Genomic DNA, 23,545 nt, shown 5'->3' on the forward strand with positions numbered 1-23,545 from the left:
TATAACACATTCAGTTTATCGTTAATTCAGCTATGCCGATTAATTCAACTTACAGCTGTTAGCTGAATAGTGTTTCATCTTTTACGCATAAATGTCCAGTCGCGTTAAATTTCCTTTAAAGTCAGTCCAGAATAAGATTATCACCCGCTCGTATGGTTGTTTCTAAATATTGCGATTGGTCACATAAAATTAAAGGAGATAGGGCCATATTTGTCTCAGGGCCAGCACAGCAAGCGGGGGAGCCAATCGTAACCATTGATTAAATTATCTTCACAATGCCGATATATTCTCATAGAATACGCATAATAATAAGAGAGGTTGTTATGATTGAACGTGAACTGGGGAACTGGAAAGATTTTATCGAAGACATGCTTCGTAAATGACATTCAGGAAGAACTGCAAGAGCACTTAATTTAGTTATAAAAATGATGTGATAGTTTTTAAACAAATCACACGTTAAAAAGGCGGCTATCAAAGCCGCCTTTTTTATTGCCTGATTACTCCGGCTTTTCTTTTAGCGGGAAGCGCTGGCGCACCAGCACGAAGAACAGCGGAACGAAGTAAATGGCGAGGATGGTCGCAGAGATCATCCCGCCCATCACCCCGGTCCCGACCGCGTGCTGGCTGCTGGAGCCTGCGCCGGAGCTCGTCGCCATCGGCAGGACGCCAAACACAAACGCCAGCGAGGTCATCAGGATGGGGCGCAGACGCTGACGACAGGCGTGCAGCGTGGACGAGAGCAGATCGTGGCCCTTCGAATTCATCTCATTGGCAAACTCGACGATCAGTATGGCGTTCTTCGCCGATAGCCCGATCACCGTCAACAGCCCCACCTGGAAGTAAACATCGTTCTCAAGACCGCGCATCCAGGTCGCAAGCAGGGCACCAATCACCCCGAGCGGCACCACCAGCATCACCGAGAACGGTACCGACCAGCTTTCATACAGGGCGGCCAGACAGAGGAATACCACCAGCAGGGAGACGGCGTACAGGGCAGGGGCCTGCGCACCGGACAACCGTTCCTGGTAGGACATCGCCGTCCACTCCAGGCCAAACCCGGCAGGAAGCTGATGCACCAGGTTTTCCATGATGTCCATCGCCGTCCCGGTACTCACACCCGGCGCGGCTTCCCCGACGATCTCCAGCGCGGAGTAGCCGTTGTAACGCTCCAGTCGCGGAGAACCGCTCTCCCAGTGGGAGCTGGCGAAGGCGGAGAACGGCACCATGCCGCCGGAGTTATTGCGCACATACCAGAGATTGATATCGTCCGGCAGCATGCGATAAGGCGCGGCGGCCTGAACGTAAACTTTTTTCACGCGCCCGCGATCCATAAAGTCGTTCACATAGCTGGAGCCCCAGGCGGTTTGCAGCGTGTCGTTGATGTCATCGATGGACACGCCCAGCGCCTGCGCTTTACGCTGATCGATATCGACCTGCAGCTGCGGGCTGTCATCCAGACCGTTGTGACGCACGCGCGTCAGCTCCGGATTTTTACCCGCCAGCTCAAGCAGCTGATCGCGTGCGGCCATCAGGGCATCGTGTCCGACACCAGCGTGATCCTGCAGTTCCATATCAAAGCCCGCCGAACTGCCGAGGCCGCTGATCGCCGCCGGGCTGCTGGCAAAGACCCGCGCCTCTTTGATGTGGCTAAAGGCTTTGGTGGCCCGCTCGATAATGGCGAAGGAGGAGCCGGTTTTGCTGTCGCGCTCGTCCCAGTTTTTCAGGCGCACGAACATACGCGCGACGTTCTGCCCGTTCCCTCCCGGGCCGGAGCCGACGGTGGAAAACACCGACACGATATTGTCTTTCTCTTTGGTGAAGAAGTACGACTCGACGTTTTCCACCACTTTCAGCGTCTGCTGCTGAGTCGCGCCGCTCGGGAGCTGCACGGAGGTGATAAACATCCCCCGGTCTTCCAGCGGCAGGAATGAGGTCGGCAGGCGCAGGAACAGGAAGACCATCCCGCCGAGCAGCAGGACGTAAATCAGTATCCAGCGCAGACTGCGGTGGAGGATTTTCCCCACCCCCGCTTCGTAGCGCGCCGCATTGCGGTTAAACATGCGGTTAAACCAGCCGAAGAAGCCTTTCTGCCCGTGCTGTTCGCCCTTGTGTAGTGGCTTGAGGAGCGTCGCGCAGAGCGCGGGCGTCAGGATCATCGCCACCAGCACCGAGAGCACCATAGCCGAGACTATGGTGATCGAGAACTGGCGGTAAATTGCGCCGGTGGTGCCGCCGAAGAAGGCCATCGGCACAAAAACGGCGGAGAGCACCATGGCGATACCGACCAGCGCGCCCTGAATCTGACTCATCGATTTGCGCGTCGCCTCTCGCGGCGACAAACCCTCTTCGGTCATGATGCGCTCGACGTTCTCCACCACCACGATGGCATCATCCACCAGCAGGCCGATCGCCAGCACCATCGCAAACATGGTCAGGGTGTTGATGCTGTAGCCAAAGGCGTACAGCACGGCGAAGGTGCCGAGCAGTACCACCGGAACGGCGATAGTCGGAATCAGCGTGGCGCGGAAGTTTTGCAGGAACAGGTACATCACGAGGAACACCAGCGCGATGGCTTCGAGCAACGTTTTGACCACATCCTCAATCGAGGCTTTCACGAAAGAGGTGGTTTCATAGGCGACTTTGTACTCCAGCCCATGCGGGAAGTACTGAGAGAGTTCATCCAGCCGGTCGATAACCAGCTTCGCGGTCGCCATCTCGTTCGCGCCGGAGGCCAGTTTTACCCCGATACCGGACGCCTGATTGCCGTTGAACCGGCTCAGATAATCGTACTTTTCCGCGCCCATTTCGACGGTGGCGACATCGCCAAGACGCACTTCGGACCCGTCCTGATTCACCCGCAGAGTGATATCGCGGAACTGCTGCGGCGTCTGGAGCAGGGACTGGGAGTTGATGGTGGCGTTCAGCGCCTGTTTATCCACCGACGGCGTACCGCCCAACTGCCCGACAGCAATCTGCGCGTTCTGAGATTTGATGGCGTTGGTCACATCGGTGGCGGTCATCTGGACGCTGTTCAGCTTCGCCGGATCCAGCCAGATACGCATGGAGTACTGCGAGCCATAGGCGTCGATATCGCCGACGCCGTTGATACGGCTCAGCGGGTCCTGAATATTACTCGCGACGTAATCCGAAATATCCTGCTTATCCATCGATCCGTCGGTGGAGACGAAGGCGATGGTCAGAATGTTGGAATCGCCGGTTTTACGCACCGTCACGCCCTGGTTCTGCACCGCCTGCGGCAGCTTACGCATCGCCGATTGCAGCTGGTTTTGCACCTGCTGGACTGCTTCGTCGGGATCGGAGCCGGCGGTAAAGCTCAGGGTCACGGTCGCCTGACCCGTCGCGCTGCTCTGCGACGACATGTACATCAGGTTATCCAGCCCGGTCATGTTCTGTTCAATCACCTGGGTGACGGTGTTTTCCAGGGTTTGCGCCGACGCACCCGGATAGTTCGCGGTGATACGCACGTTCGGCGGGGCCAGATCGGGATATTGCTCAACAGGTAAAGACAAAATGGCGAGAGTGCCGGTCAGACATAAAATAATTGCCAGCACCCAGGCAAAAATGGGGCGATCAATGAAAAAATTCGCCATGAAAATAAGACCTCGTAAGCTTGCATCGTTATTGTTTATTGCCCGCTTAACTCTAGCGGCAAGGCGGATGCCAAACGTGGAGAAAAAAAGGAGTTAGTGTAAATTATCATGCGCATTTACAGCGTATTGTTTACTTTCCGACCTCAGGCTCCGGCGTGCGAAAACGAATACACACCTGGGTTCCGCCGTTCTGCGGCTGCGAGAAACTTAGCGAGCCGCCCAACCGTTCGGCGCGCTCGCGCATGATGTTCAGCCCGTAGTGCCCCGGCGGTTCGCTCGCGTCCCCGATCCCAATTCCGTTATCACGAATATAGACCGTATGCTCGCCGTCTGGTGCGGTGACGCAGCTGACGGTAATCACCGTCGCCTGGGCGTGTTTGATGGCGTTCAGCACCGCCTCACGGACGATTTGCAGCAGATGGACCTGCTTTTGCGCGTCCAGCGCCAGGGACGAGAGACGGCAGTCCAGCTCCAGCTTCGCGCTGGTCTGACTTTGCAGGCCGCCGAGCGCTTCATGCAGGGCCGCCGGAAGATTGGAGTGATTGAGCGTCAGGCGGAAGGTGGTCAGCAGCTCGCGCAGCTGTCGCCAGGCATTGTTCAGCTCGCGTGAGAAATCAGTAATGATGGTCTGCGCCGGGAGGTTATCGTCCGGTACCGCGCGTTTGAGCAGCGTTAGCTGAATGCGCAGGTAGGACAGCACCTGCGCCAGGGAGTCGTGCAGCTCGCGGGCAATGGTGGCGCGCTCCTCCATCAGCAGCAGCTGCTGGAAGTGTTTTTGCGCCTGATTAAAGTAGAGGCCACGCCCGAGCATTGTCGCCACGCTTTTCATCAGCGGCTCTGGCACCACGCTGTCGCTCTGCCAGCGCAGCTCGCCAAAGCGCGTCTCCTGCATCACCACCGGCAGGGTAAAGGTCTCGCGCTCGGCTTTTTTTGTCCCTTCGCACACCTGCCAGTTGTCTCCGGCCTGCAGTTCCAGATAGCTCATGCCGGTATATTCCTGAACGATCTGGATGATGTGGCGGAAACAATGGGTGTCTATCTGGCTGGCATTCAGCGCCTGCGAGCATTTGAACAGCATTTCGAGCTGCTGGTGGGCTTCATTCAGATGGCGGGTTTTTTCTTCAACGGTGCTCTCAAGCGAGCGATAGTGCTTATGCAGCTCGGCGGACATGTGGTTGAAGGTGCGCGAGAGAAGCCCCAGCTCGTTGGGCAGGTGCGTATCCTCGGCCTGAATGTCGAAATTGCCCTGTTCCATTTTCTGGCTGGCGTACACCAGCTGATTGAGTGGAGCGACCACTTCCCGGCGGATCCCGCGCAGCGTCATGATCACCAGCAGTAAAATCCCTAAGCCTCCGGCCAGTGAAATGGCGACCACCAGCTGCATTTTATGTTCCGCGTAGTGCTGAAGGGCGAGCACGAAGGTATCAATACGCTCCACATATTGCTGAATATGGTCCTGATACCAGGTTTTATCCCCCGCTTCGAGATGGCGGTCCATCTCCACCCACGCAATCTGGAGCTGCTGATAGCCGGTTTTCACCGATTCCGGCACGTACCAGCGATCCAGCTCTTTGAGTACCGGGGAGTTGAGGGTGCTTTGCCAGTGAAGGCGATGGTCAGAAAACGCGGTGCTGTTGCGTTCGAGATCGTAGCCCAGCCGGTAGCTCTGCATGCGCAGTGAACCCGCGATATTAATGGCTTCGGCGTCCCGCAGACTGCTGGCGAGCGTCATCAACGCAATGCCGCTGGTCAGCACGGAGAGCAAAATTATCGAGATAAAAGCCTGGGCCAGGCTTCCAGATACAGGACGTTTAACGATCACAACTCGGTTTCCTGAACGTTACTGAAACGCAATTTTACCTGGTATGAAATAAATTGATCTGTCACAGGTAAGTCGTAAATAGTCCCCCGTCCTGGGCAAATGACCATTGCCTGGGACTGACGGGGTGGTCAATATTCATATAAAAAATAGGGTTAATGCTACCAGAACAGGTGCCTTTATGAATCGTTTTATTATGGCCGATAACCTGCAATGTATTGGCTGTCACGCCTGCGAAGTGGCCTGCGTGATGGCGCATAATGATGAGCAACACGTCTTAAGCCAGCGTCAGTTTGTCCCGCGCATTACGGTGCTGAAAGAGGGCAAACGACACAGCGCGGTCACCTGTCACCACTGCGAAAACGCCCCCTGCGCGCAAAGCTGCCCGAACGGAGCGATCGCTAAAAGCCACGACAGCGTACAGGTGAATCAGCAAAAATGCATCGGGTGTAAATCCTGTGCTGTAGCTTGCCCGTTCGGCACGATGGAAATTGTGATCGCCCCCATGGCGGACGGTCAGGTCAAAGCCTCTGCGCACAAATGCGATTTGTGCCACGGCAGGCCGCAAGGCCCCGCGTGCGTGGCGAATTGTCCGGCAGATGCCCTGACGCTGGTTACGCCAGACGTGCTAAATCGGCTGGCAAAAGCGCGCCGTCTGCGTGCGGCCTGTCAGGAGGCGCAGCCGTGGCACAGCGTGGTAACAGAGGCGGCCTCACGGCAAAGCAAAATCCAGCAGATGCAGGCCCTGGACGCGCGCGGGGAACCGGATAAGCTCCGCCCGCAGGAGCGCGCCGACAATTTCGACGAAATCTATTTACCTTTCAGCGCGGACCAGGCGCACCGCGAGGCGGCGCGCTGCCTGAAGTGCGGCGAACACTCCATCTGCGAATGGACCTGTCCGCTGCACAACCACATTCCCCAATGGATTGAACGCGTCAAAGCCGGAGATATCGACGCGGCGGTTGAATTGTCCCATCAGACCAACTGCCTGCCGGAGATCACCGGGCGCGTCTGCCCGCAGGACCGTCTGTGCGAAGGTGCCTGCACCCTGCGCGATGAATCCGGCGCGGTGACCATCGGCAACATCGAGCGCTACATCTCCGACCAGGCGCTGGCCAAAGGCTGGCGGCCCGATATGAGCGGAGTCATGCCTGTCGATAAGCGTATTGCGATTATTGGCGCCGGTCCGGCGGGGCTGGCGTGCGCGGACCGGCTGATTCGGCACGGCGTGAGTGTGACGGTCTACGACCGGCACCCGGAAATTGGCGGGCTCCTCACCTTCGGCATTCCGGCCTTCAAACTGGATAAATCCTTGCTGGCGCGCCGCCGGGAGATATTCACCGCGATGGGGATTCAGTTCGAACTGAACTGCGAAGTGGGTAAAGATCTGCCGATGTCCCAGCTGTTGAACGATTACGACGCGGTGTTTATCGGCGTGGGAACCTACCGCTCGATGAAAGCGGGTATTCCGCACGAAGACTCGCCCGGCGTGTACGACGCTTTGCCGTTCCTGGTCGCCAATACCCGTCATCTGATGGGGCTCCCGTCCCTGGACGCCGAGCCCTTTATCGACGTCGCCGGGTTAAACGTGGTGGTGCTCGGCGGCGGAGATACGGCGATGGACTGCGTGCGCACCGCGCTGCGCCATCAGGCGGCTAACGTCACCTGTGCCTATCGCCGGGACGAGGCCAACATGCCGGGTTCCAAAAAAGAGGTCAAAAACGCCAAAGAGGAGGGGGCGCACTTTGAGTTTAACGTGCAGCCCGTCGAACTGGTGCTGGACGAGGCGGGTCAGGTCAACGGCATTCGCCTGCTGCGCACCGCGCTCGGGGAGCCCGATGCGCAGGGGCGTCGCCGTCCGGTCCCCGTCGAAGGCAGCGAGTTTGTGATGCCCGCCGACGCGGTGATCATGGCGTTTGGTTTTAACCCGCATTCGATGCCGTGGCTACAGGCGCAGGGCGTGAATGTCGATGACTGGGGGCGCATCGTGGCGAGCGTCGAGAGCCGCTATCGTTATCAGACCAGCCATCCGCAAATCTTTGCCGGAGGCGACGCCGTGCGCGGGGCGGATCTGGTGGTCACGGCGATGGCCGAAGGGCGGCACGCCGCGCAGGGGATGATGGACTGGCTGCACATAAAACAGCCCAAAATTCATTAAATCAGCGGGGCGACAAAGCGGATTTCAGGGCGTACTATGAATCACTCATTACGTCCTGGAGCCCGTATGAGCCTGAAAATTGAGATCATCAAAGATAAAATCCTCTCTGAAAATTATTTCGTCCTGCGCAACATTACCTACGATTTAACTCACAAAGGCGAAGTGGTCCGCCACAAGCGCGAGGTCTACGACCGCGGCAATGGCGCCACCATCCTCTTATACAGCCGTGAAAAACAAACCGTCGTACTGATCCGCCAGTTCCGCGTCGCGACCTGGGTGAATGGCAACGCCGACGGGCGCCTGATCGAAACCTGCGCCGGTCTGCTGGATAACGACGAGCCAGAAGTGTGCATCCGCAAAGAGGCCATCGAAGAGACGGGCTTTGAGGTGGGGCAAGTCACTAAACTGTTCGAGCTGTACATGTCCCCTGGCGGCGTGACGGAACTCATTCACTTCTTCATCGCCGAATACACCGACGCACAGCGCAGCCATGCGGGTGGCGGCGTCGAGGACGAAGCCATCGACGTGCTGGAAATTCCTTTCACTCAGGCGCTGGAGATGGTCAAAACCGGCGAAATTCGCGATGGTAAGACGTTGATACTGCTCCAGTATTTACAGCTCTCTGGGCTAATGTCTTGATTAATAAACTATCGGTAAATTGTCTTTCAGATAAATCTATCCGATAAATCCGATTGAGCAATCCCGGCAACGAAACGAACATACCGCCAGTTTTCGAGTTTCTGTTTCCGGGATTGTGCCTTTCATGCGCCACAGCATTCTTCTTATTTTCTTCTTCAGCGTACTGTCTGTGCCTCTGGCCTGGGCGGCACCTGCACAGCAAGCGTTTTCCGACTGGCAGGTGACCTGCAACAACCAGAACTTTTGCGTTGCGCGCAATACCGGTGAGCATCAGGGGCTGGTGATGACCTTAAGCCGCAGCGCGGGGGCTAAAACCGACGCCAATCTGCGCATTGATTTGGGCGGGCTGGAAGCGTCGCCGGTGAAAGAAGCGCCCATCGCGACTCGCCTGCTGCTCGATGGTCAGCCCCTGACGCTGGATGCGCTGCACTGGAAAATTACGCCGTGGCATCTGGTGACTGACGATACCGCGACCATCGCCGCATTCCTGAAAACCATTCAGGAAGGGGAGGCGTTGACGCTGAGAGGCGGCAAACAGATTATCTCGCTGGCGGGGCTCAAGGCGGCGTTGCTGTTCATTGATGCCCAGCAAAAGCGTGTGGGTAGTGAAACCGCGTGGATTAAAAAGGGCGACGAACCGCCGCTCAGCGTGCCGCCGGCCCCGGCGCTGAAAGAGGTGGCGGTGGTCAACCCGACGCCGACGCCCCTGACGCATGAAGAGCTCAACGATCTGCTGGATTACGGCAGCTGGCGGATGAACAACAGCCAGTGCTCGCTGGACCCTAACCGCCGCGAAGTGCGGGTGACGGCCTTAACGGATGACAAAGCGCTGCTGATGATCAGCTGTGAAGCAGGGGCTTACAATACGGTGGATCTGGCGTGGCTGGTGTCGCGTAAAAAACCGTTCGCCGCCCGAACCGTGCGGCTGCGCCTGCCGTTTGTCTCGTCGAGCGAGAGCAGCGAAATGGAGCTGATGAACGCCCGCTTTGACGAGAAAACCCGCGAGCTGACGACCCTGGCATTAGGGCGAGGAATGGGCGACTGCGGGATCCAGACGCGCTGGCGTTTTGACGGCCAGCGTTTCCGTCTGGTGCGGTACGCGGAAGAGCCGAGCTGCGACAACTGGCACGGGCCAGACGCGTGGCCGACGCTGTGGATCACGCGGTAACGTTTTTGCCGCGGTCATGGGGTATGCTCAGCTCGGTTTCATCCATAATTTGCCTGTATGTGTTGTTGGAGTGAACATATCAAAAACAGGCAATTGCACGATTTTAATTATAGTCTCTAACTGCTTTACGATAGACTCAATAAAATTTCGGGAAATTCTTTATAATTCTTATCAGTTTTCCATACTGGATATCCACATACCCTCCATCACGCAAGTCAGCCAGAATTTTCATCATCGTGCTGCGGCTTATATGACTTCTTTCAATGATAAATTTAGCAATACCTGTTTTTAATCGTATTGATTCAGGTAATGCAGCAAGTTCGCAGAGAATCGCACACACAATTCCATAGGGAGTTTGATTGATGAGGCGATTACTGTACCTTACTTCCATATCAGAAATATAAGCATGATAGTTAAGAACATCACGGAGCAGATTGTGAGCGTTAATTATATCAATTGCCATATCCCTGGGCAGGGCATAGATATTACAGTCACCCACGGCGACATATTTGAAAACTTCTTCTTTAAAGCTGGAACCCAACAATCCAAATACAGATGGACCCTCTGCAGTGCCAAAGAGTATTCCTCCTGAGGACTTTCTGATAAAATTCATTTTTCCCTTTAATAACAAAATGACCGAAAGCCCGCCCTTATTTTTATTGAGAAGTTTCAGGTTGATAACACCTCCACCTTCCTGCATGAAGACCGGAGTCGCGGCTGGAAGTAACTTCTCAATGATTCGTTCCACCTCTGCTACAGGTTTTTCCAGGTTAAAGCAGGGATCTTGATAAACGGAAACGCAATTATGTAATGCCGATTTCATTACTCTCTCCAGATAACAGTTTCTAAAATTACAATGTCAGGTAAAACCTCTGCTAAAATAAGCAATATAGAATGATTCAATATTTTGGCTGTCGTATAAATACAGATTATTTTAAACGCTTCATTCACTTATAACAAAGTATCTATAAATGTAGGGTGAAGTGTCTATAATTGGACGGGGTGCTGTACAAAAATGGTTTAAATTTTCTATTTGATAGAAAATAAAAATCTGCATAATTATCGGCGTAACAAATACCTCGTCATGCCAAAATATCATGAATTCCCTGGTGTTCATGTGACGAATTATTTGTGAGCACGAACAATGGTTTAACAATTTTTAGGGCTATTAGTAGATAGCTTATTTAAATAATAAAGGACGATATACATGACTAGTTCACAAAAACTGAACACTTTATTCGCAGCAACCCTTTTGGCTTTATCAGGTTCTGCGCTGGCAGCGGGCACCTCAGTGACCGGTGGTCAGGTGCATTTTAACGGTACCGTTGTCGATGCCGCTTGTTCAGTGGACGAAGACTCCGTCGATTTTAACGTCGATATGGGCCAGGTTCGTACCGCGAAATTTGCAGGTGCAGACGGCAAAGTTGCACCGGGTACCGCGGCGAATCAGAAACGCCCATTCACCATCAAGCTGTCCGACTGTGACACCACTGTCTCCAAAAATGCCGCCATCACCTTCAGCGGTAACGCCCCTGCAGCTATGCCTACCGCTCTCGACAATACCGCCGGTGCGGGTTCAGCCGTGGGTATTGGCATTCAGCTGTATGACAATGTCGGTAAAGCTCTGGCTCTGGGAACGGCGTCTCCAGCCTATGCGCTGATTAATGGTGAAAACTCACTGGTCTTCTCTGCGGATTACATCACCACCGGCACCACGGTGAAACCAGGCGATGTGCAGGCCACCGCGACCTTCAACGTGACCTACTCCTGATCCTGAAAAACTGATTCAAGGATGAAAAAAACGCCAGGGACGGCGTGATGATTCTCTGTTTCAAGGACCTTAAGATGCCGTTTCAGACGCTTACCAGGCAGATGTTTCCTGTTGTCGGCCTGCTTTTGCTCGCCTGTAGCGCCGCCGCGGATGAAACCGGAGGGCAAATCCACTTTAACGGCAACGCCGTAGATGCTGCCTGTGCGGTGAATGCCCAAAGCAGCGACCAGACCGTCGAAATGGGCCAGGTACGTAAAGAGGCCTTCAACGGCGTGGGCAGTTGGGCCGATCCTATTGGTTTCACCCTGACCTTAACTGACTGCAACTCCGCCGTCAGCCAGTCTGCCGGGGTGGCATTTCAGGGCGTTACCGACAGCCACGATCCTCTGGTTCTCGCCATCACTGACGGACCCGGTTCAGCCATCGGCGTCGGTCTCGGGATCTATGACGAACAGGCCAATCTGGTTGTGCCCAACAGTGCTCCACGTTCTTACAAGACCCTGATTGACGGCCAAAACGTCCTGCATTTTATCGCCAAATACCGCGCCACAGCGCGCATCGTCGCCGGTGATGCCAGCGTGGTGGCGAATTTTATCGTTATCTATCCGTAGTTATTGAGGTGAATGTGTTGACTCATCGTTTTATTCAGCCCTTCGCATTAACGGCGATGATGCTCTGTGTCAGCCACACGGCCTGTGCCGGTGGCGTCTCTCTCGGCGGCACCCGGCTTATCTATCCGGCGGGCAGCAGCCAGGTTTCCATGTCGGTCAACAACAGCGATGACAACGCCGTGTTTTTGATCCAGAGCTGGGTGGAAGATGAAAACGGCGCAAGAAGCCCGGATTTCGCAATTACCCCGCCGCTGTTTGTTATTCAGCCGCAAAAAGAAAACACTCTGCGGGTAATGTATATCAGCGCGAAAAACCTGCCTGCCGACCGTGAAACGGTCTACTGGCTGAATATGAAGGCTATCCCTTCAGCTGCCGCGGACACTAAAGGCAAAAACACGCTCCAGCTGGCGGTGCTGAGCCGGATCAAGCTGTTTGTGCGGCCGAAAAATCTGCCGATTAAATCGGTGGATGCACCGGCGCTGCTGCGCTTTCATCGCGTGGGCGCACAATTGTCGATTAAAAACCCGAGCCCTTATTACGTAACGCTGGTGCAGTTTACCGTCGGCGGCGAAAAACTCCCCAACACCATGGTGCCGCCCAAGGAGAGCCTGACGGTTCCGGTTCCGGACAACGCTCAGGGTGAGATAGTCTTTCAGACGGTCAGCGACTTTGGCGCTAACACCGCCGGACAAAAAGGCATAATGGAATAGCATTATGCGAACGAGAATGGACACTCCGTTAACTCCGCCGACGCGTGCCTTCCTCCGTACGCCGGGATGGCGGCAGATAGTGCTGTTGACGTTGGTGTTTTCTCCTGTGACACGGGCGGATAACTATTTCAACCCTGCCTTTTTGTCGGACGATCCGTCGGCGGTCGCCAGCCTTAAACGCTTTGAAAAAGGCAATGGTCACGGGCCGGGGAAATATCGCGTCGATATCTATCTGAACGGGACGTTCGTCTCGACCGAAGACGTCGAGTTCAAAGCGCCTGCCAACAAACAGGGCGATGTCGCGCCCTGCCTGACGCGCGTGCGGCTGGACGCGCTCGGCGTTGAGATGAAAGCGTTTCCGGATATCGCCGCTCTGGCGGAAGATGCCTGTGTGCCGCTGGCGACGATGATCCCCGACGCTCGTACCGATTTTGATTTTGAACAGCAGCACCTGAATATCAGCCTGCCGCAGGCGGCGATGAAGCAGAGTGCGCGCGGCTATATCCCGCCGGAACAGTGGGACGACGGCATCACCGCGCTGCTGCTGAATTATGATTTCACCGGCAGTAACAGCTGGGGCGACAGCGTCAGCAACAGTTATTACCTCAATCTGCAAAGCACGCTGAACATCGGGCCGTGGCGGCTGCACGACTATTCATCCGGCACCTACGACGGGGGGCAGGGCGACGGCAGCGCCAGCCACTGGGAGCACATCAGCACCTACCTGCAGCGCAACATCATCCCGCTGAAGGGAGAGTTGACCGTCGGCGACAGCTATACCCCGTCAGACGTGTTCGACAGCGTCGGTTTTCGCGGTGTGCAGATAGCTTCTGACGACAATATGTTGCCCGACAGCCTGCGCGGTTTCGCGCCAACGGTGCGCGGTATCGCCCGCAGCAACGCCAAAGTGACTGTCAAACAGAACGGCTACGTCATCTACCAAACTTACGTCTCGCCGGGTGCGTTTGAGATCAACGATCTCTACCCGACCTCATCGAGCGGCGATATGGACGTGGAAATTGCCGAAACCGACGGCAGCAAAACCACCTTCTCGGTGCCTTATTCCGCTGTGCCGCTGTTACAGCGCGAAGGGCGAATAAAATATGCCGTGACCGCCGGGCAGTATCACACCAATACCGCCGATCAGGATGACCAGAATTTCGCCCAGGGCACCCTCATTTGGGGGCTGCCGTACGGGATGACGGCCTACGGGGGTATGCAGCACTCGGAAAACTATCAGGCGGAGAGCCTCGGGCTCGGGCTGAACCTCGGCGATATCGGCGCGTTTTCAGCCGACCTGACCCAGGCCAACAGTACGCTTGCCGACGACAGCAAACACAGCGGGCAATCATTGCGCTTTCTGTACGCCAAGTCGCTGAACTCGACGGGCACCAACTTCCAGCTGCTCGGCTATCGCTATTCGACGCAGGGCTTTTATACCCTGGATGACACCACCTACACCCAGATGAGCGGCTATACCATCGACACCCAGGACGGCAAAAAAGACGTCGAGCCGGACTGGACGGACTATTACGACCTCTACTACAGCAAACGCGGCAAAATACAGATCAACATTTCGCAGCAGGTCGGCAGCAACGGGTCGGTGTATGTCACTGGTAGCCAGCAAAGCTACTGGAATACTGACGAAACCGACAATCTGTGGCAGGTGGGCTACAGCGGTAACCTGAATGACGTCAGCTTTAACCTGAGCTACAGCTACAACAAAGCGATGGGCCAGCCGCAGGCCGACCAGCAGTTTGCGTTGGGCATCTCGCTGCCGCTCGGAAAATGGCTTGCCTCTGGCGATAACAGCGACGTGAGCAACCCTCTCAATAACGCTTACGCCACCTACAGCAACAGTACCGATAACCACGGCAAAATGACCCAGTCGGCGGGCGTAAGCGGCACGCTGCTCAGCGACAACAACCTCAGCTACACGGTGCAGCAGGGCTACGCCAATCAGGGCGATGGCACCAGCGGTAACGCGTCGCTGAACTATCAGGGCGGACTCGGCAACGGCAACATCGGCTACAACTACGGCGCAGGCTACCAGCAGGTGAACTACGGCCTGAGTGGGGGGATCGTCGCCCATGCCAACGGCATTACCCTGAGCCAGCCGCTCGGCAGCACCAATGTGCTCATTAAAGCGCCGGGTGCCTCGGGTGTGGATATTGAAAACAGCACCGGGGTCAAAACCGACTGGCGCGGCTATGCCGTCGTGCCGTATGCCACCACCTACCGCCAGAACCGCATCGCGCTCAATACCGATACGCTGGGCGATAAAGTGGATATCGACAATGCCGTCGTTGACGTGGTGCCAAGCGAAGGCGCGCTGGTGGTGGCGAATTTCGCAGCCCACACCGGCCTGCGGGCAATGGTGACGCTAATGCACAACAACAAACCGGTGCCGTTTGGTGCCACCGTCAGCCGCAGTGACGGCGGCAACTCGACCCTCGTCGGCGACGACGGCCAGGCCTATTTGATGGGACTGCCATTGACCGGGGAATTAACCGTCCAGTGGGGGGATGACGTTAAAGAACAGTGCAAAGCGACATACCGGCTTGCCGAGAGTGAAATGAATAAACCGATTAGTCTGTTTACCCTGAGGTGCCAGTAATGAGAGTCTTTTCTGTTATTTTTCTGCGGTTTTTATTTGGCGCTATTTTATTGATCGGTAGCATCGATAATGTCTGGGCAAGCGAAGGTCCCTGTTACCCCTCCCCCTCAACACATCAATTTCATTATAATTTTGGTACCTATGCAATAACGGATATAAATAATAATCACCCCGGTGTATTTATTCAGAACGTTTACCACTGGCACAGTGGCGATAACTATCAAGGTTACTGCGAATGCACCGGGGGTGGTATGACTGATGTAAAATATAAAACGATAACTTCTCTGGCTAATGGGCATGCCTCTGGCTTTTATAAACTCAATGAATACCTTGAATTTTCTATGGATATTCTTTTAGTTAATGGTGATAGCCAGAATTTCGTTCCCATCCCATGGAATAATGTTGCTAACCACTGGACTGAGCCATGCTATGTAGCTCACAGTGTTCATCAGTGGACCACAGGCTCCGAGGGGAAGCTATCGCTCTATATTGCCAAAGCTTTTATTGGTGAAACAGTCATTATCGATGAAAAACTTGTTGATATTTACGCCACCCGTGTGAGCGGCAATTATGGAACTACCCCTATGGCTTCCGTTTATATGGCAGGCATAATAACGGCACCGCAAAAGTGTGTTATTAACGCGGGTCAGATGGTGACGGTTAATTTTGGCAATATCCCCGCAGCGAATTTTACCACCAAAACACAAGCTCCGACTGGCTATTCGCCTAAAACAATCAGCACGGCCATTAAATGCACCAACGTTGATGCCTATGCCAATCTGACAGTGCGCTTTCAGGCGGACGCGTCTCCAGACTACGCCAGTGCAATTAAAACGAATAACTCTGACATCGGGGTCATTATGATGGATACCAATGGCAAACTGACCCTCCCAAATTCAGGTCTAATTCCATTTCATCTGGATGGAAATGCTGAAGCTACGGTGACATTTAAAGCCACGCCCGTCAGCACCACCGGTAAAATTCCAGGCTTAGGAAAATTCACCGCTCAAGCTTATATCCGTGTTGACTATGCCTGATGAAGAGTTAAAGGTTTACTTATGAAAAAAATCATTAGCGTTTTCGCGGGACTATTTTTTATTTCACCGATGCTGGCCTGTCCCGCGTACGCAGATTTAGCACAAATCAACCTGACAATGACGGGTACCATTGTGGACAGCACCTGTGACATCGATACCAACAGTAAAAACCAGACTGTCCATATTGGTTCATTTGCCACCACAGATTTTAAATCAGTGGGCAGCGTCAGCGTTGATGCGCCTTTTACAATCGTATTAAAAAAATGCTCATCAATGATTAAAAATGCCGGCATTTTATTCACGGGCACAACCGGCTCAGACCCGACGCTGCTTTCATTAACGGACACCAGCGGGGGCGGGAATATAGCATCGGGGGTCGCTGTCCAGGTGCTGGATAAAGATAAGAAGCCTGTTGCCATTAACAGTTCATCGCCGCTGAATTACGCTTTAAAAAGCGGCGACAATACACTTAATTTTTCCCTGCGCTACAAGTCCACTCTGGCGACAGTGACACCGGGAAACGCAACTGCTGTACTTTATTTTTCGGTGGAGTATCCATGATGAATCACATCGGGCCGCTCTCTTTTTGTCTGTTGACGATCCTCACCCCCCCTGTAACCGTTGCCTACGACGGCAAGGTGAATATCACGGGTGATATTCATACGGTGACCTGTGCGGTAACCACCAGCGATCTTAAAGTCACTCTGGGCGAAGTCTATTCCACCGCCTTTACAGCGTCCGGCGATAGCAGCGATCTCATTCCGTTCTCCCTTGGGGTTAAGGATTGCTCAGCGGTCAGCAACGTGACCGTCACATTCACCGGCATTGCCGCGGTGAAAGGCAGTCCGCTGGTAGCCCTGGACTCCGCGCCGGGCACGGCCACCGGCCTGGGCGTGAAGATTCTGGACGATACAAAATCCACTATCGCCGTTAACAGCACCAGCCACTCCTACCCTGTTAAGGCCGGAGCCACAACGGCGACGTTAAATTTTTACGCGCAGTTCACTTCCTACAGCACAAAAGTGACCGCTGGCCCCGCCTCTGCCACCGTCACCTTCAACATGACCTATGAATAAAATGAACAAAGGCTTCCCGGTACTGGCTTTATTTTGCAGTTTCACCGTCCACGCGGGAATCGTGATTAACGGCACGCGGTTTATTTTTCCGGAGGCAGCGGAGTCTCTCACTGTTGATATGAACAACACGGCGACAACGGACTTTCTGGTACAGACCAAAATCAGCCCACTTCAGGGGAACACGATTTTTGTCGCCACGCCGCCGCTGATGATGGTCGGCGGCGGACATGCCGGAAAGATCCGTATCATTCGCACTGGTGGCATTTTACCCGCCGATCGTGAAAGCCTGTTTTACCTGACCATTGCGGCAATTCCGGCGGGCAGACCAGAGGCCAACAGTCTGCAAATTGCGGTAAAGTCTCGGATGAAACTCTTTTATCGTCCTGCGGGGTTAAATGAAGGGGCTGATTTGGCCTATCAGAAATTGCAGTGGGAAATGAATGATGGGGCGCTACAGGTCAGTAATCCTACGCCCTATTTTGTTACGCTCAGTCAGCTTAAAATTAATGACCAGCCTGTAGAACAAAGGAATATGGTCGCCCCCTTTAGTTCGCTAAAAGTGCCGGGGTGCCACGAAAGCGCTTCCTGCCAGGTGCAATGGCAAAGTCTGAATGATTACGCCGCTTTAATGCCAGTCCGTAAAACCTCAGTGGCCCGCTCTCATCCCAACCTTCTCCCCCAGCAGATGGAGAAAACCAGGGAAGATGAGCGCTGAACGCTCCCCTCTCCTCTGGAAGAGGGGAGCACAACAAGGCGCACTACATCACGCCTAACGCCTTCTCAACCACGTTCTCAACCGTGAAGCCAAAATACGGGAACAACTTATCGGCAGGGGCCGATTCACCGTATCCCGTCATTCCGACAATCGCCCCTTTCAGACCGACGTATTTGTACCAGTAGTCGGCAATCCCCGCCTCGACGGCCACGCGTGCCGCCACGTTCGACGGCAGCACTGATTCGCGATACGCCTCATCCTGCGCATCAAAAATATCCGTTGAAGGCAGAGACACCACGCGCACGGCGTGCCCTTCGGCGGTCAGTTTCTCCGCCGCTTTTACGGTGATTTCAATCTCGGATCCGGTGGCAATCAAAATCACATCCGGCTTGCCGCCGCTGTCTTTCAGGATATACCCGCCGCGGGCGATATTCTTGACCTGCTCCGGCGAGCGCTCGATCTGCGCCAGGTTCTGCCGCGAGAGGATCAGCGCCGTCGGGCCGGTGTGGCGCTCTACCGCCAGCTTCCAGCCGACCGCCGCCTCGACCTGATCGCACGGCCGCCAGGTGCTGAAGTTTGGCGTCAGGCGCAGGCTCGCGAGCTGTTCCACCGCCTGGTGCGTTGGCCCATCTTCGCCAAGACCGATGGAGTCGTGGGTATAAACCATAATCTGCCGCGCCTTCATCAGCGCCGCCATACGCGCCGCGTTGCGGGCATACTCGACAAACATCAGGAAGGTGGCGGTATAAGGGACAAATCCGCCGTGATGGGCGAGACCGTTAGCAATTGCAGTCATGCCGAACTCACGCACGCCGTAGTGGATGTAGTTCCCGGAGATATCCTCTTTCAGCGATTTCGAGCCGGACCAGATCGTCAGGTTACTCGGGGCCAGATCCGCCGAGCCGCCCAACAGTTCGGGCAGGATGGGGCCGATGACGTTGAGGGTGTTTTGCGAGGCTTTACGGGTGGCGATTTTCGCCGGATTCGCCTGTAAATCTTCGATCAACGCCTGCGTTTTCGCTTCCCACTCTTGCGGTAGTTCTCCGCTCATACGGCGGGAAAACTCTGCTGCCAGATCGGGATGCGCTTTTTTGTAGGCACTGAATTTTTCGTTCCACGCCTGCTGCGCTTTCTCGCCGTCCTCGCGCGCATCCCAGGCTTTGTAGATCTCTTTCGGGATCTCAAAGGCCGGATATTTCCAGCCCAGTTTCTGCCGCGTCAAGGCCACTTCCTCTTCGCCCAGCGCCGCGCCGTGGGCCTCTTCTTTACCCGCTTTGTTTGGCGAGCCGAAGCCGATCACCGTGCGACAGATAATCAGCGACGGTTTGTCCGTCACGCTCTGGGCTTCAAGAATCGCTTTCTTTATCGCTTCCGGGTCGTGGCCGTCGATTTCATGCACCACGTGCCAGTGATAGGCCTCGAAGCGTTTTGCCGTATCGTCGGTAAACCAGCCGTCGGTTTCCCCGTCGATGGAGATGCCGTTGTGATCGTAAAAACCGATCAGTTTGCCGAGTCCCAGCGTCCCCGCCAGCGAGCTGACCTCGTGGGAAATCCCCTCCATCAGACAGCCGTCGCCCATAAACACGTAGGTGAAGTGATCGACAATCTCATGGTCCGGGCGGTTAAACTGCGCGCCCAGCGTGCGTTCGGCAATCGCCAGTCCCACCGCGTTCGCCAGCCCCTGGCCGAGCGGGCCGGTGGTGGTTTCGACGCCCGGCGTATAGCCCAGCTCCGGGTGGCCCGGCGTTTTGGAGTGCAGCTGACGGAAGTTTTTCAGCTCCTCTAACGGCAGGTCGTAGCCGGAGAGATGCAGCAGGCTGTAAAGCAGCATCGAGGCGTGGCCGTTGGAGAGGATAAAGCGGTCACGGTCATACCAGGTCGGGTCGGTCGGGTTGTGCTTCAGAAAGTCATTCCACAGCACTTCGGCGATATCGGCCATGCCCATCGGCGCGCCCGGGTGGCCGGAATTGGCTTTTTGTACCGCATCCATGCTGAGGGCGCGAATGGCATTGGCTAGCTCTTTACGGGACATAATTCACTCCATGGCATGATTAAAGTTTGGCGGCGAGAAGATCTTCCAGTTTGCGCTGGTCAACGGCGAACAGGCGAATGCCTTCGGCCAGTTTATCCACGGCCATCGCGTCCTGATTATGTTCCCAGCGGAACTCGGCTTCGGTCAGCGGCTTTGGTTTTGGCAGGACGGTAGAAGTTGGGATCAGCTTGCGCACCACCGGCTCTTCTTTGTCCTGCAGATCTTTCAGCAGATTGGGCGAGATGGTCAGACGGTCGCAGCCCGCCAGAGCGAGGATCTGCTCGGTGCGGCGGAAGCTGGCACCCATCACGATGGTGTCGTAGCGGTGCTGCTTAAAGTAATCGTAGATATTGCGCACCGATTTCACGCCCGGATCTTCGTCCACCACGTACGGGTCCATCGGCTGTTTTGCCTGATACCAGTCGTAGATACGCCCGACAAACGGCGAGACGAGGAACACGCCGGCTTCGGCGCAGGCGCGCGCCTGGGCAAAGGAGAACAGCAGCGTCAGGTTGCAGTTGATCCCCTCTTTTTCCAGCACTTCGGCGGCGCGGATACCCTCCCAGGTAGAGGCGAGCTTGATCAGAATGCGCGATTTATCGATGTCCTGCTCCTGGTACAGGTCGACCAGGCGGCGCGCTTTGGCGATGCTCTTTTCTTTGTCGAAGGAGAGACGCGCGTCCACCTCCGTCGAAACGCGGCCGGGAATACTTTTCAGAATTTCCGCACCGATATTGACCGCCAGTTTGTCGCTGGCCTCCGCCACCTTCTGCTCCTGCGTTTTACCGCGCTGTTTACCGTAGGCGATGGCGTCGTCGATCAGGTGGCTGAAGTGGTCGAGGCCCGCCGCCTTCAGCAGCAGCGACGGGTTGGTGGTCGCGTCCTCTGGCTGGTAGTGGCGGATGGACTCGATATCGCCGCTGTCGGCGACAACCGTGGTGAATTTTTTGATGCCGTCTAATTGGTTCATGAAAATAACTCCTTAGAAATAAAGGACTCAGGCGAGTGCGTTGGTTCACACTTCTGCGAAATACATGACGTACTTAACAAAAAAGCATAGCAGACGGGGAAGGCATTGCTTTCGGGAGTGGGTAACATGGCTGTTATAAATTGATAACAAATTTTGCTCCGCGATGGTGAGACTTTGGCAGCCTTCAAAGTTTGCGCCGCCCGCAGGGGCGATACTAAGCGCCACTCCAGGGTGAGCATCAGGAACGTGAGTACGCCACCCTTTTTGATCGATACGTGAAAGGAACAATAAGATGGATGATCAGTTAAGACAGAGTGCCCTCGATTTTCATCAATTCCCTGTACCGGGCAAAATCCAGGTTTCCCCCACCAAGCCACTCGCCACCCAGCGCGACCTGGCGCTGGCCTATTCACCGGGCGTCGCCGCGCCGTGCCTTGAGATCGAAAAAGATCCGCTGGCCGCGTACAAATACACTGCGCGCGGCAACCTGGTGGCGGTGATTTCCAACGGCACCGCGGTGCTGGGGCTGGGCAATATCGGCGCACTGGCCGGTAAACCGGTGATGGAAGGGAAGGGCGTACTGTTCAAGAAATTCGCCGGTATCGATGTGTTTGATATTGAAGTGGATGAGCTGGACCCGGACAAATTCATCAACGTCGTGGCCGCACTGGAGCCGACGTTTGGCGGCATTAACCTCGAAGACATCAAAGCGCCGGAATGTTTCTACATTGAGCAGAAACTGCGTGAACGTATGAACATTCCGGTGTTCCACGATGACCAGCACGGGACGGCGATCATCAGTACCGCGGCCATTCTGAACGGCCTGCGCGTGGTCGAAAAAAACCTCTCCGATGTGCGCATGGTGGTCTCCGGTGCGGGTGCGGCGGCGATCGCCTGTATGAACCTGCTGGTGGCGCTCGGCATGCAGAAGCACAACATCGTGGTGTGCGATTCGAAAGGGGTTATCTACAAAGACCGCGAGCCGAACATGGCGGAAACCAAAGCCGCTTACGCGGTAGAGGACGACGGCAAACGCTCGCTAGACGACGTGATCGACGGGGCGGATATCTTCCTCGGCTGCTCCGGCCCGAAAGTGCTGACCCCGGAGATGGTCAAGAAAATGGCGCGCGCGCCAATGATTCTGGCGCTGGCGAACCCGGAGCCGGAAATCCTGCCGCCGTTGGCAAAATCCGTGCGTGAAGATGCGATTATCTGTACCGGACGTTCCGATTACCCAAACCAGGTCAACAACGTCCTGTGCTTCCCGTTCATCTTCCGCGGCGCGCTGGACGTGGGTGCGACGGCGATCAACGAAGAGATGAAACTGGCGGCGGTCCACGCCATTGCCGAGCTGGCCCATGCGGAGCAGAGCGAAGTGGTGGCCTCGGCGTATGGCGATCAGGATCTGAGCTTTGGCCCGGACTACATCATTCCGAAACCGTTCGATCCGCGCCTGATCGTCAAAATCGCGCCAGCCGTGGCGAAAGCGGCGATGGATTCCGGCGTGGCGACGCGTCCGATTGAAGACTTTGACGCCTACATCGATAAGCTGACCGAGTTCGTCTACAAAACCAACCTGTTCATGAAGCCGATCTTCTCCCAGGCGCGTGCCGACGCAAAACGCGTGGTGCTGGCCGAAGGCGAAGAGGCGCGCGTGCTGCATGCGACGCAGGAGCTGATCACCTTAGGTCTGGCGAAACCGATCCTGATTGGTCGTCCGAGCGTGATCGAGATGCGTATCCAGAAACTCGGCCTGCAGATTAAGCCGGGCGTGGATTTTGAGATCGTCAACAACGAATCGGATCCGCGTTTTAAAGAGTACTGGAGCGAGTACTACGCGATCATGAAACGCCGCGGGGTAACCCAGGAGCAGGCGCAGAAAGCGGTCATCAGCAACACCACGGTGATCGGGGCGATCATGGTTCATCGTGGGGAAGCCGACGCGCTGATTTGCGGAACGGTGGGGGATTATCACGAGCACTTTAGCGTGGTGCAGGAGATCTTCGGCTATCGCGACGGCGTGCATACGGCGGGGGCGATGAACGCGCTGCTGCTGCCAAGCGGCAACACCTTTATCGCCGATACTTACGTCAACGACGATCCGACGCCGGAAGAGCTGGCGGAGATCACGGTGATGGCGGCGGAAACGGTTCGTCGTTTCGGTATCGAACCAAAGGTGGCGCTGCTGTCGCACTCTAACTTTGGCTCATCCAAATCAGCCGCGGCCTGCAAAATGCGTCATACCCTGGAGCTGGTACGTGAGCGCGCGCCAGAGCTGATGATTGACGGTGAGATGCACGGCGATGCGGCGCTGGTGGAGAGTATCCGTAACGAGCGGATGCCGGACAGCCCGCTGAAAGGCTCGGCGAACGTGCTGATTATGCCGAACGTGGAAGCGGCGCGTATCAGCTATAACCTGCTGCGTGTGTCGAGTTCGGAAGGGGTGACCGTTGGGCCGGTGCTGATGGGTGTGGCGAAACCGGTGCATGTGTTAACGCCGATTGCGTCCGTGCGTCGTATCGTCAATATGGTCGCATTAGCGGTGGTTGAGGCGCAGACGCAGCCGTTGTAAGAGAGGCGTCGTCTGTGGTGTCGGGTGGCGCTGCGCTTA

The 23,545-nt window shown here is 55.6% G+C and carries 18 protein-coding genes; 13 read left to right on the plus strand and 5 right to left on the minus strand.

The window, feature by feature from the left end; translation table 11 throughout:
- Positions 1 to 323: 323 nt before the first annotated feature.
- Positions 324 to 383 carry a protein YpfM gene (gene ypfM / locus AC3WS9_RS06395; RefSeq protein ID WP_100780840.1) on the plus strand — a complete coding sequence of 20 codons (60 nt, stop codon included), beginning with the start codon at positions 324 to 326 and terminating at the stop codon, positions 381 to 383.
- Positions 384 to 497: 114 nt separating this feature from the next.
- Here the strand turns inward: ypfM and acrD are convergent, their stop codons facing one another.
- On the minus strand, positions 498 to 3,611 hold the full coding sequence (gene acrD / locus AC3WS9_RS06400) for a multidrug efflux RND transporter permease AcrD (protein ID WP_282495481.1): 3,114 nt from the start codon (positions 3,609 to 3,611) through the stop codon (positions 498 to 500).
- Between the two features lie 130 nt (positions 3,612 to 3,741).
- The gene (narQ, locus tag AC3WS9_RS06405) at positions 3,742 to 5,433 is read right to left on the minus strand and encodes a nitrate/nitrite two-component system sensor histidine kinase NarQ (RefSeq protein ID WP_492487366.1); all 1,692 of its coding nucleotides are present in this window, start codon (positions 5,431 to 5,433) and stop codon (positions 3,742 to 3,744) included.
- Between the two features lie 178 nt (positions 5,434 to 5,611).
- Here narQ and aegA point away from each other — a divergent pair, with 178 nt between their 5' ends.
- From aegA to AC3WS9_RS06420, 3 genes are all read left to right on the plus strand, one after another.
- Positions 5,612 to 7,588, plus strand: a complete 1,977-nt coding sequence (gene aegA, locus AC3WS9_RS06410) for a formate-dependent uric acid utilization protein AegA (RefSeq protein WP_492487368.1) — start codon at positions 5,612 to 5,614, stop codon at positions 7,586 to 7,588.
- A gap of 66 nt (positions 7,589 to 7,654) precedes the next feature.
- Positions 7,655 to 8,227: a GDP-mannose pyrophosphatase NudK gene (nudK, locus tag AC3WS9_RS06415; protein WP_285146844.1), complete on the plus strand. Its 573-nt coding sequence runs from the start codon at positions 7,655 to 7,657 to the stop codon at positions 8,225 to 8,227.
- Between the two features lie 124 nt (positions 8,228 to 8,351).
- A complete protein-coding gene (locus tag AC3WS9_RS06420; RefSeq protein ID WP_492487370.1) occupies positions 8,352 to 9,395 on the plus strand; it encodes a DUF1176 domain-containing protein in 1,044 nt (347 codons plus the stop codon).
- Between the two features lie 136 nt (positions 9,396 to 9,531).
- On the opposite strand, the gene AC3WS9_RS06425 is transcribed toward AC3WS9_RS06420, so the two are convergent.
- Positions 9,532 to 10,218 (minus strand): helix-turn-helix domain-containing protein, encoded by a 687-nt coding sequence (locus tag AC3WS9_RS06425; protein ID WP_492487372.1) that lies wholly within the window; start codon positions 10,216 to 10,218, stop codon positions 9,532 to 9,534.
- A 384-nt stretch (positions 10,219 to 10,602) separates the two neighbouring features.
- On the opposite strand from AC3WS9_RS06425, the gene AC3WS9_RS06430 reads away from it, so the two are divergent.
- The 8 genes from AC3WS9_RS06430 to AC3WS9_RS06465 all read left to right on the plus strand — a co-directional run bounded on the left by AC3WS9_RS06430 (position 10,603) and on the right by AC3WS9_RS06465 (position 17,932).
- Entirely contained in the window at positions 10,603 to 11,166 is a 564-nt protein-coding gene (locus tag AC3WS9_RS06430; protein ID WP_285146841.1) for a fimbrial protein, read from the plus strand.
- A gap of 74 nt (positions 11,167 to 11,240) precedes the next feature.
- Positions 11,241 to 11,777, plus strand: a complete 537-nt coding sequence (locus AC3WS9_RS06435) for a fimbrial protein (protein ID WP_285146840.1) — start codon at positions 11,241 to 11,243, stop codon at positions 11,775 to 11,777.
- A 56-nt stretch (positions 11,778 to 11,833) separates the two neighbouring features.
- Complete coding sequence (locus tag AC3WS9_RS06440; RefSeq protein WP_285146927.1) at positions 11,834 to 12,487, plus strand: fimbria/pilus periplasmic chaperone; 654 nt, start codon at positions 11,834 to 11,836, stop codon at positions 12,485 to 12,487.
- A gap of 4 nt (positions 12,488 to 12,491) precedes the next feature.
- Positions 12,492 to 15,104: a fimbrial biogenesis usher protein gene (locus AC3WS9_RS06445; protein WP_492487374.1), complete on the plus strand. Its 2,613-nt coding sequence runs from the start codon at positions 12,492 to 12,494 to the stop codon at positions 15,102 to 15,104.
- Complete coding sequence (locus tag AC3WS9_RS06450) at positions 15,104 to 16,141, plus strand: fimbrial protein (RefSeq protein ID WP_492487376.1); 1,038 nt, start codon at positions 15,104 to 15,106, stop codon at positions 16,139 to 16,141. Before AC3WS9_RS06445 ends, AC3WS9_RS06450 begins: the two co-directional genes overlap by 1 nt.
- 21 nt (positions 16,142 to 16,162) lie before the next feature.
- Positions 16,163 to 16,702, plus strand: a complete 540-nt coding sequence (locus AC3WS9_RS06455) for a fimbrial protein (protein WP_285154409.1) — start codon at positions 16,163 to 16,165, stop codon at positions 16,700 to 16,702.
- The gene (locus AC3WS9_RS06460; RefSeq protein ID WP_285149824.1) at positions 16,699 to 17,217 is read left to right on the plus strand and encodes a fimbrial protein; all 519 of its coding nucleotides are present in this window, start codon (positions 16,699 to 16,701) and stop codon (positions 17,215 to 17,217) included. The genes AC3WS9_RS06455 and AC3WS9_RS06460 overlap by 4 nt, the downstream gene beginning before the upstream one ends.
- Positions 17,210 to 17,932 carry a fimbrial biogenesis chaperone gene (locus AC3WS9_RS06465; RefSeq protein ID WP_492487379.1) on the plus strand — a complete coding sequence of 241 codons (723 nt, stop codon included), beginning with the start codon at positions 17,210 to 17,212 and terminating at the stop codon, positions 17,930 to 17,932. The genes AC3WS9_RS06460 and AC3WS9_RS06465 overlap by 8 nt, the downstream gene beginning before the upstream one ends.
- Before the next feature lie 43 nt (positions 17,933 to 17,975).
- Here the strand turns inward: AC3WS9_RS06465 and tkt are convergent, their stop codons facing one another.
- Together tkt and tal are read right to left on the minus strand one after the other, a co-directional pair.
- On the minus strand, positions 17,976 to 19,964 hold the full coding sequence (tkt, locus tag AC3WS9_RS06470) for a transketolase (protein WP_492487381.1): 1,989 nt from the start codon (positions 19,962 to 19,964) through the stop codon (positions 17,976 to 17,978).
- 19 nt (positions 19,965 to 19,983) lie between these two features.
- Complete coding sequence (tal, locus tag AC3WS9_RS06475) at positions 19,984 to 20,934, minus strand: transaldolase (protein WP_492487383.1); 951 nt, start codon at positions 20,932 to 20,934, stop codon at positions 19,984 to 19,986.
- A gap of 292 nt (positions 20,935 to 21,226) precedes the next feature.
- On the opposite strand from tal, the gene maeB reads away from it, so the two are divergent.
- Positions 21,227 to 23,506, plus strand: a complete 2,280-nt coding sequence (gene maeB / locus AC3WS9_RS06480; protein WP_492487385.1) for an NADP-dependent oxaloacetate-decarboxylating malate dehydrogenase — start codon at positions 21,227 to 21,229, stop codon at positions 23,504 to 23,506.
- Positions 23,507 to 23,545: the final 39 nt, after the last annotated feature.

Source organism: Lelliottia sp. EB106-05-01-XG201 (assembly GCF_058791735.1).

Bases quoted from the DNA above. Each gene is read 5' to 3' on its own strand.
- AC3WS9_RS06430 (WP_285146841.1), top strand. From the start codon at position 10,603: ATGACTAGTTCACAAAAACTGAACACTTTATTCGCAGCAACCCTTTTG.
- tkt (WP_492487381.1), bottom strand. From the start codon at position 19,964: ATGTCCCGTAAAGAGCTAGCCAATGCCATTCGCGCCCTCAGCATGGAT.
- nudK (WP_285146844.1), top strand. From the start codon at position 7,655: ATGAGCCTGAAAATTGAGATCATCAAAGATAAAATCCTCTCTGAAAAT.
- AC3WS9_RS06460 (WP_285149824.1), top strand. From the start codon at position 16,699: ATGATGAATCACATCGGGCCGCTCTCTTTTTGTCTGTTGACGATCCTC.
- AC3WS9_RS06425 (WP_492487372.1), bottom strand. From the start codon at position 10,218: ATGAAATCGGCATTACATAATTGCGTTTCCGTTTATCAAGATCCCTGC.
- aegA (WP_492487368.1), top strand. From the start codon at position 5,612: ATGAATCGTTTTATTATGGCCGATAACCTGCAATGTATTGGCTGTCAC.
- AC3WS9_RS06445 (WP_492487374.1), top strand. From the start codon at position 12,492: ATGCGAACGAGAATGGACACTCCGTTAACTCCGCCGACGCGTGCCTTC.
- AC3WS9_RS06465 (WP_492487379.1), top strand. From the start codon at position 17,210: ATGAATAAAATGAACAAAGGCTTCCCGGTACTGGCTTTATTTTGCAGT.
- AC3WS9_RS06420 (WP_492487370.1), top strand. From the start codon at position 8,352: ATGCGCCACAGCATTCTTCTTATTTTCTTCTTCAGCGTACTGTCTGTG.
- maeB (WP_492487385.1), top strand. From the start codon at position 21,227: ATGGATGATCAGTTAAGACAGAGTGCCCTCGATTTTCATCAATTCCCT.
- AC3WS9_RS06435 (WP_285146840.1), top strand. From the start codon at position 11,241: ATGCCGTTTCAGACGCTTACCAGGCAGATGTTTCCTGTTGTCGGCCTG.
- AC3WS9_RS06455 (WP_285154409.1), top strand. From the start codon at position 16,163: ATGAAAAAAATCATTAGCGTTTTCGCGGGACTATTTTTTATTTCACCG.
- acrD (WP_282495481.1), bottom strand. From the start codon at position 3,611: ATGGCGAATTTTTTCATTGATCGCCCCATTTTTGCCTGGGTGCTGGCA.
- tal (WP_492487383.1), bottom strand. From the start codon at position 20,934: ATGAACCAATTAGACGGCATCAAAAAATTCACCACGGTTGTCGCCGAC.
- AC3WS9_RS06440 (WP_285146927.1), top strand. From the start codon at position 11,834: ATGATGCTCTGTGTCAGCCACACGGCCTGTGCCGGTGGCGTCTCTCTC.
- AC3WS9_RS06450 (WP_492487376.1), top strand. From the start codon at position 15,104: ATGAGAGTCTTTTCTGTTATTTTTCTGCGGTTTTTATTTGGCGCTATT.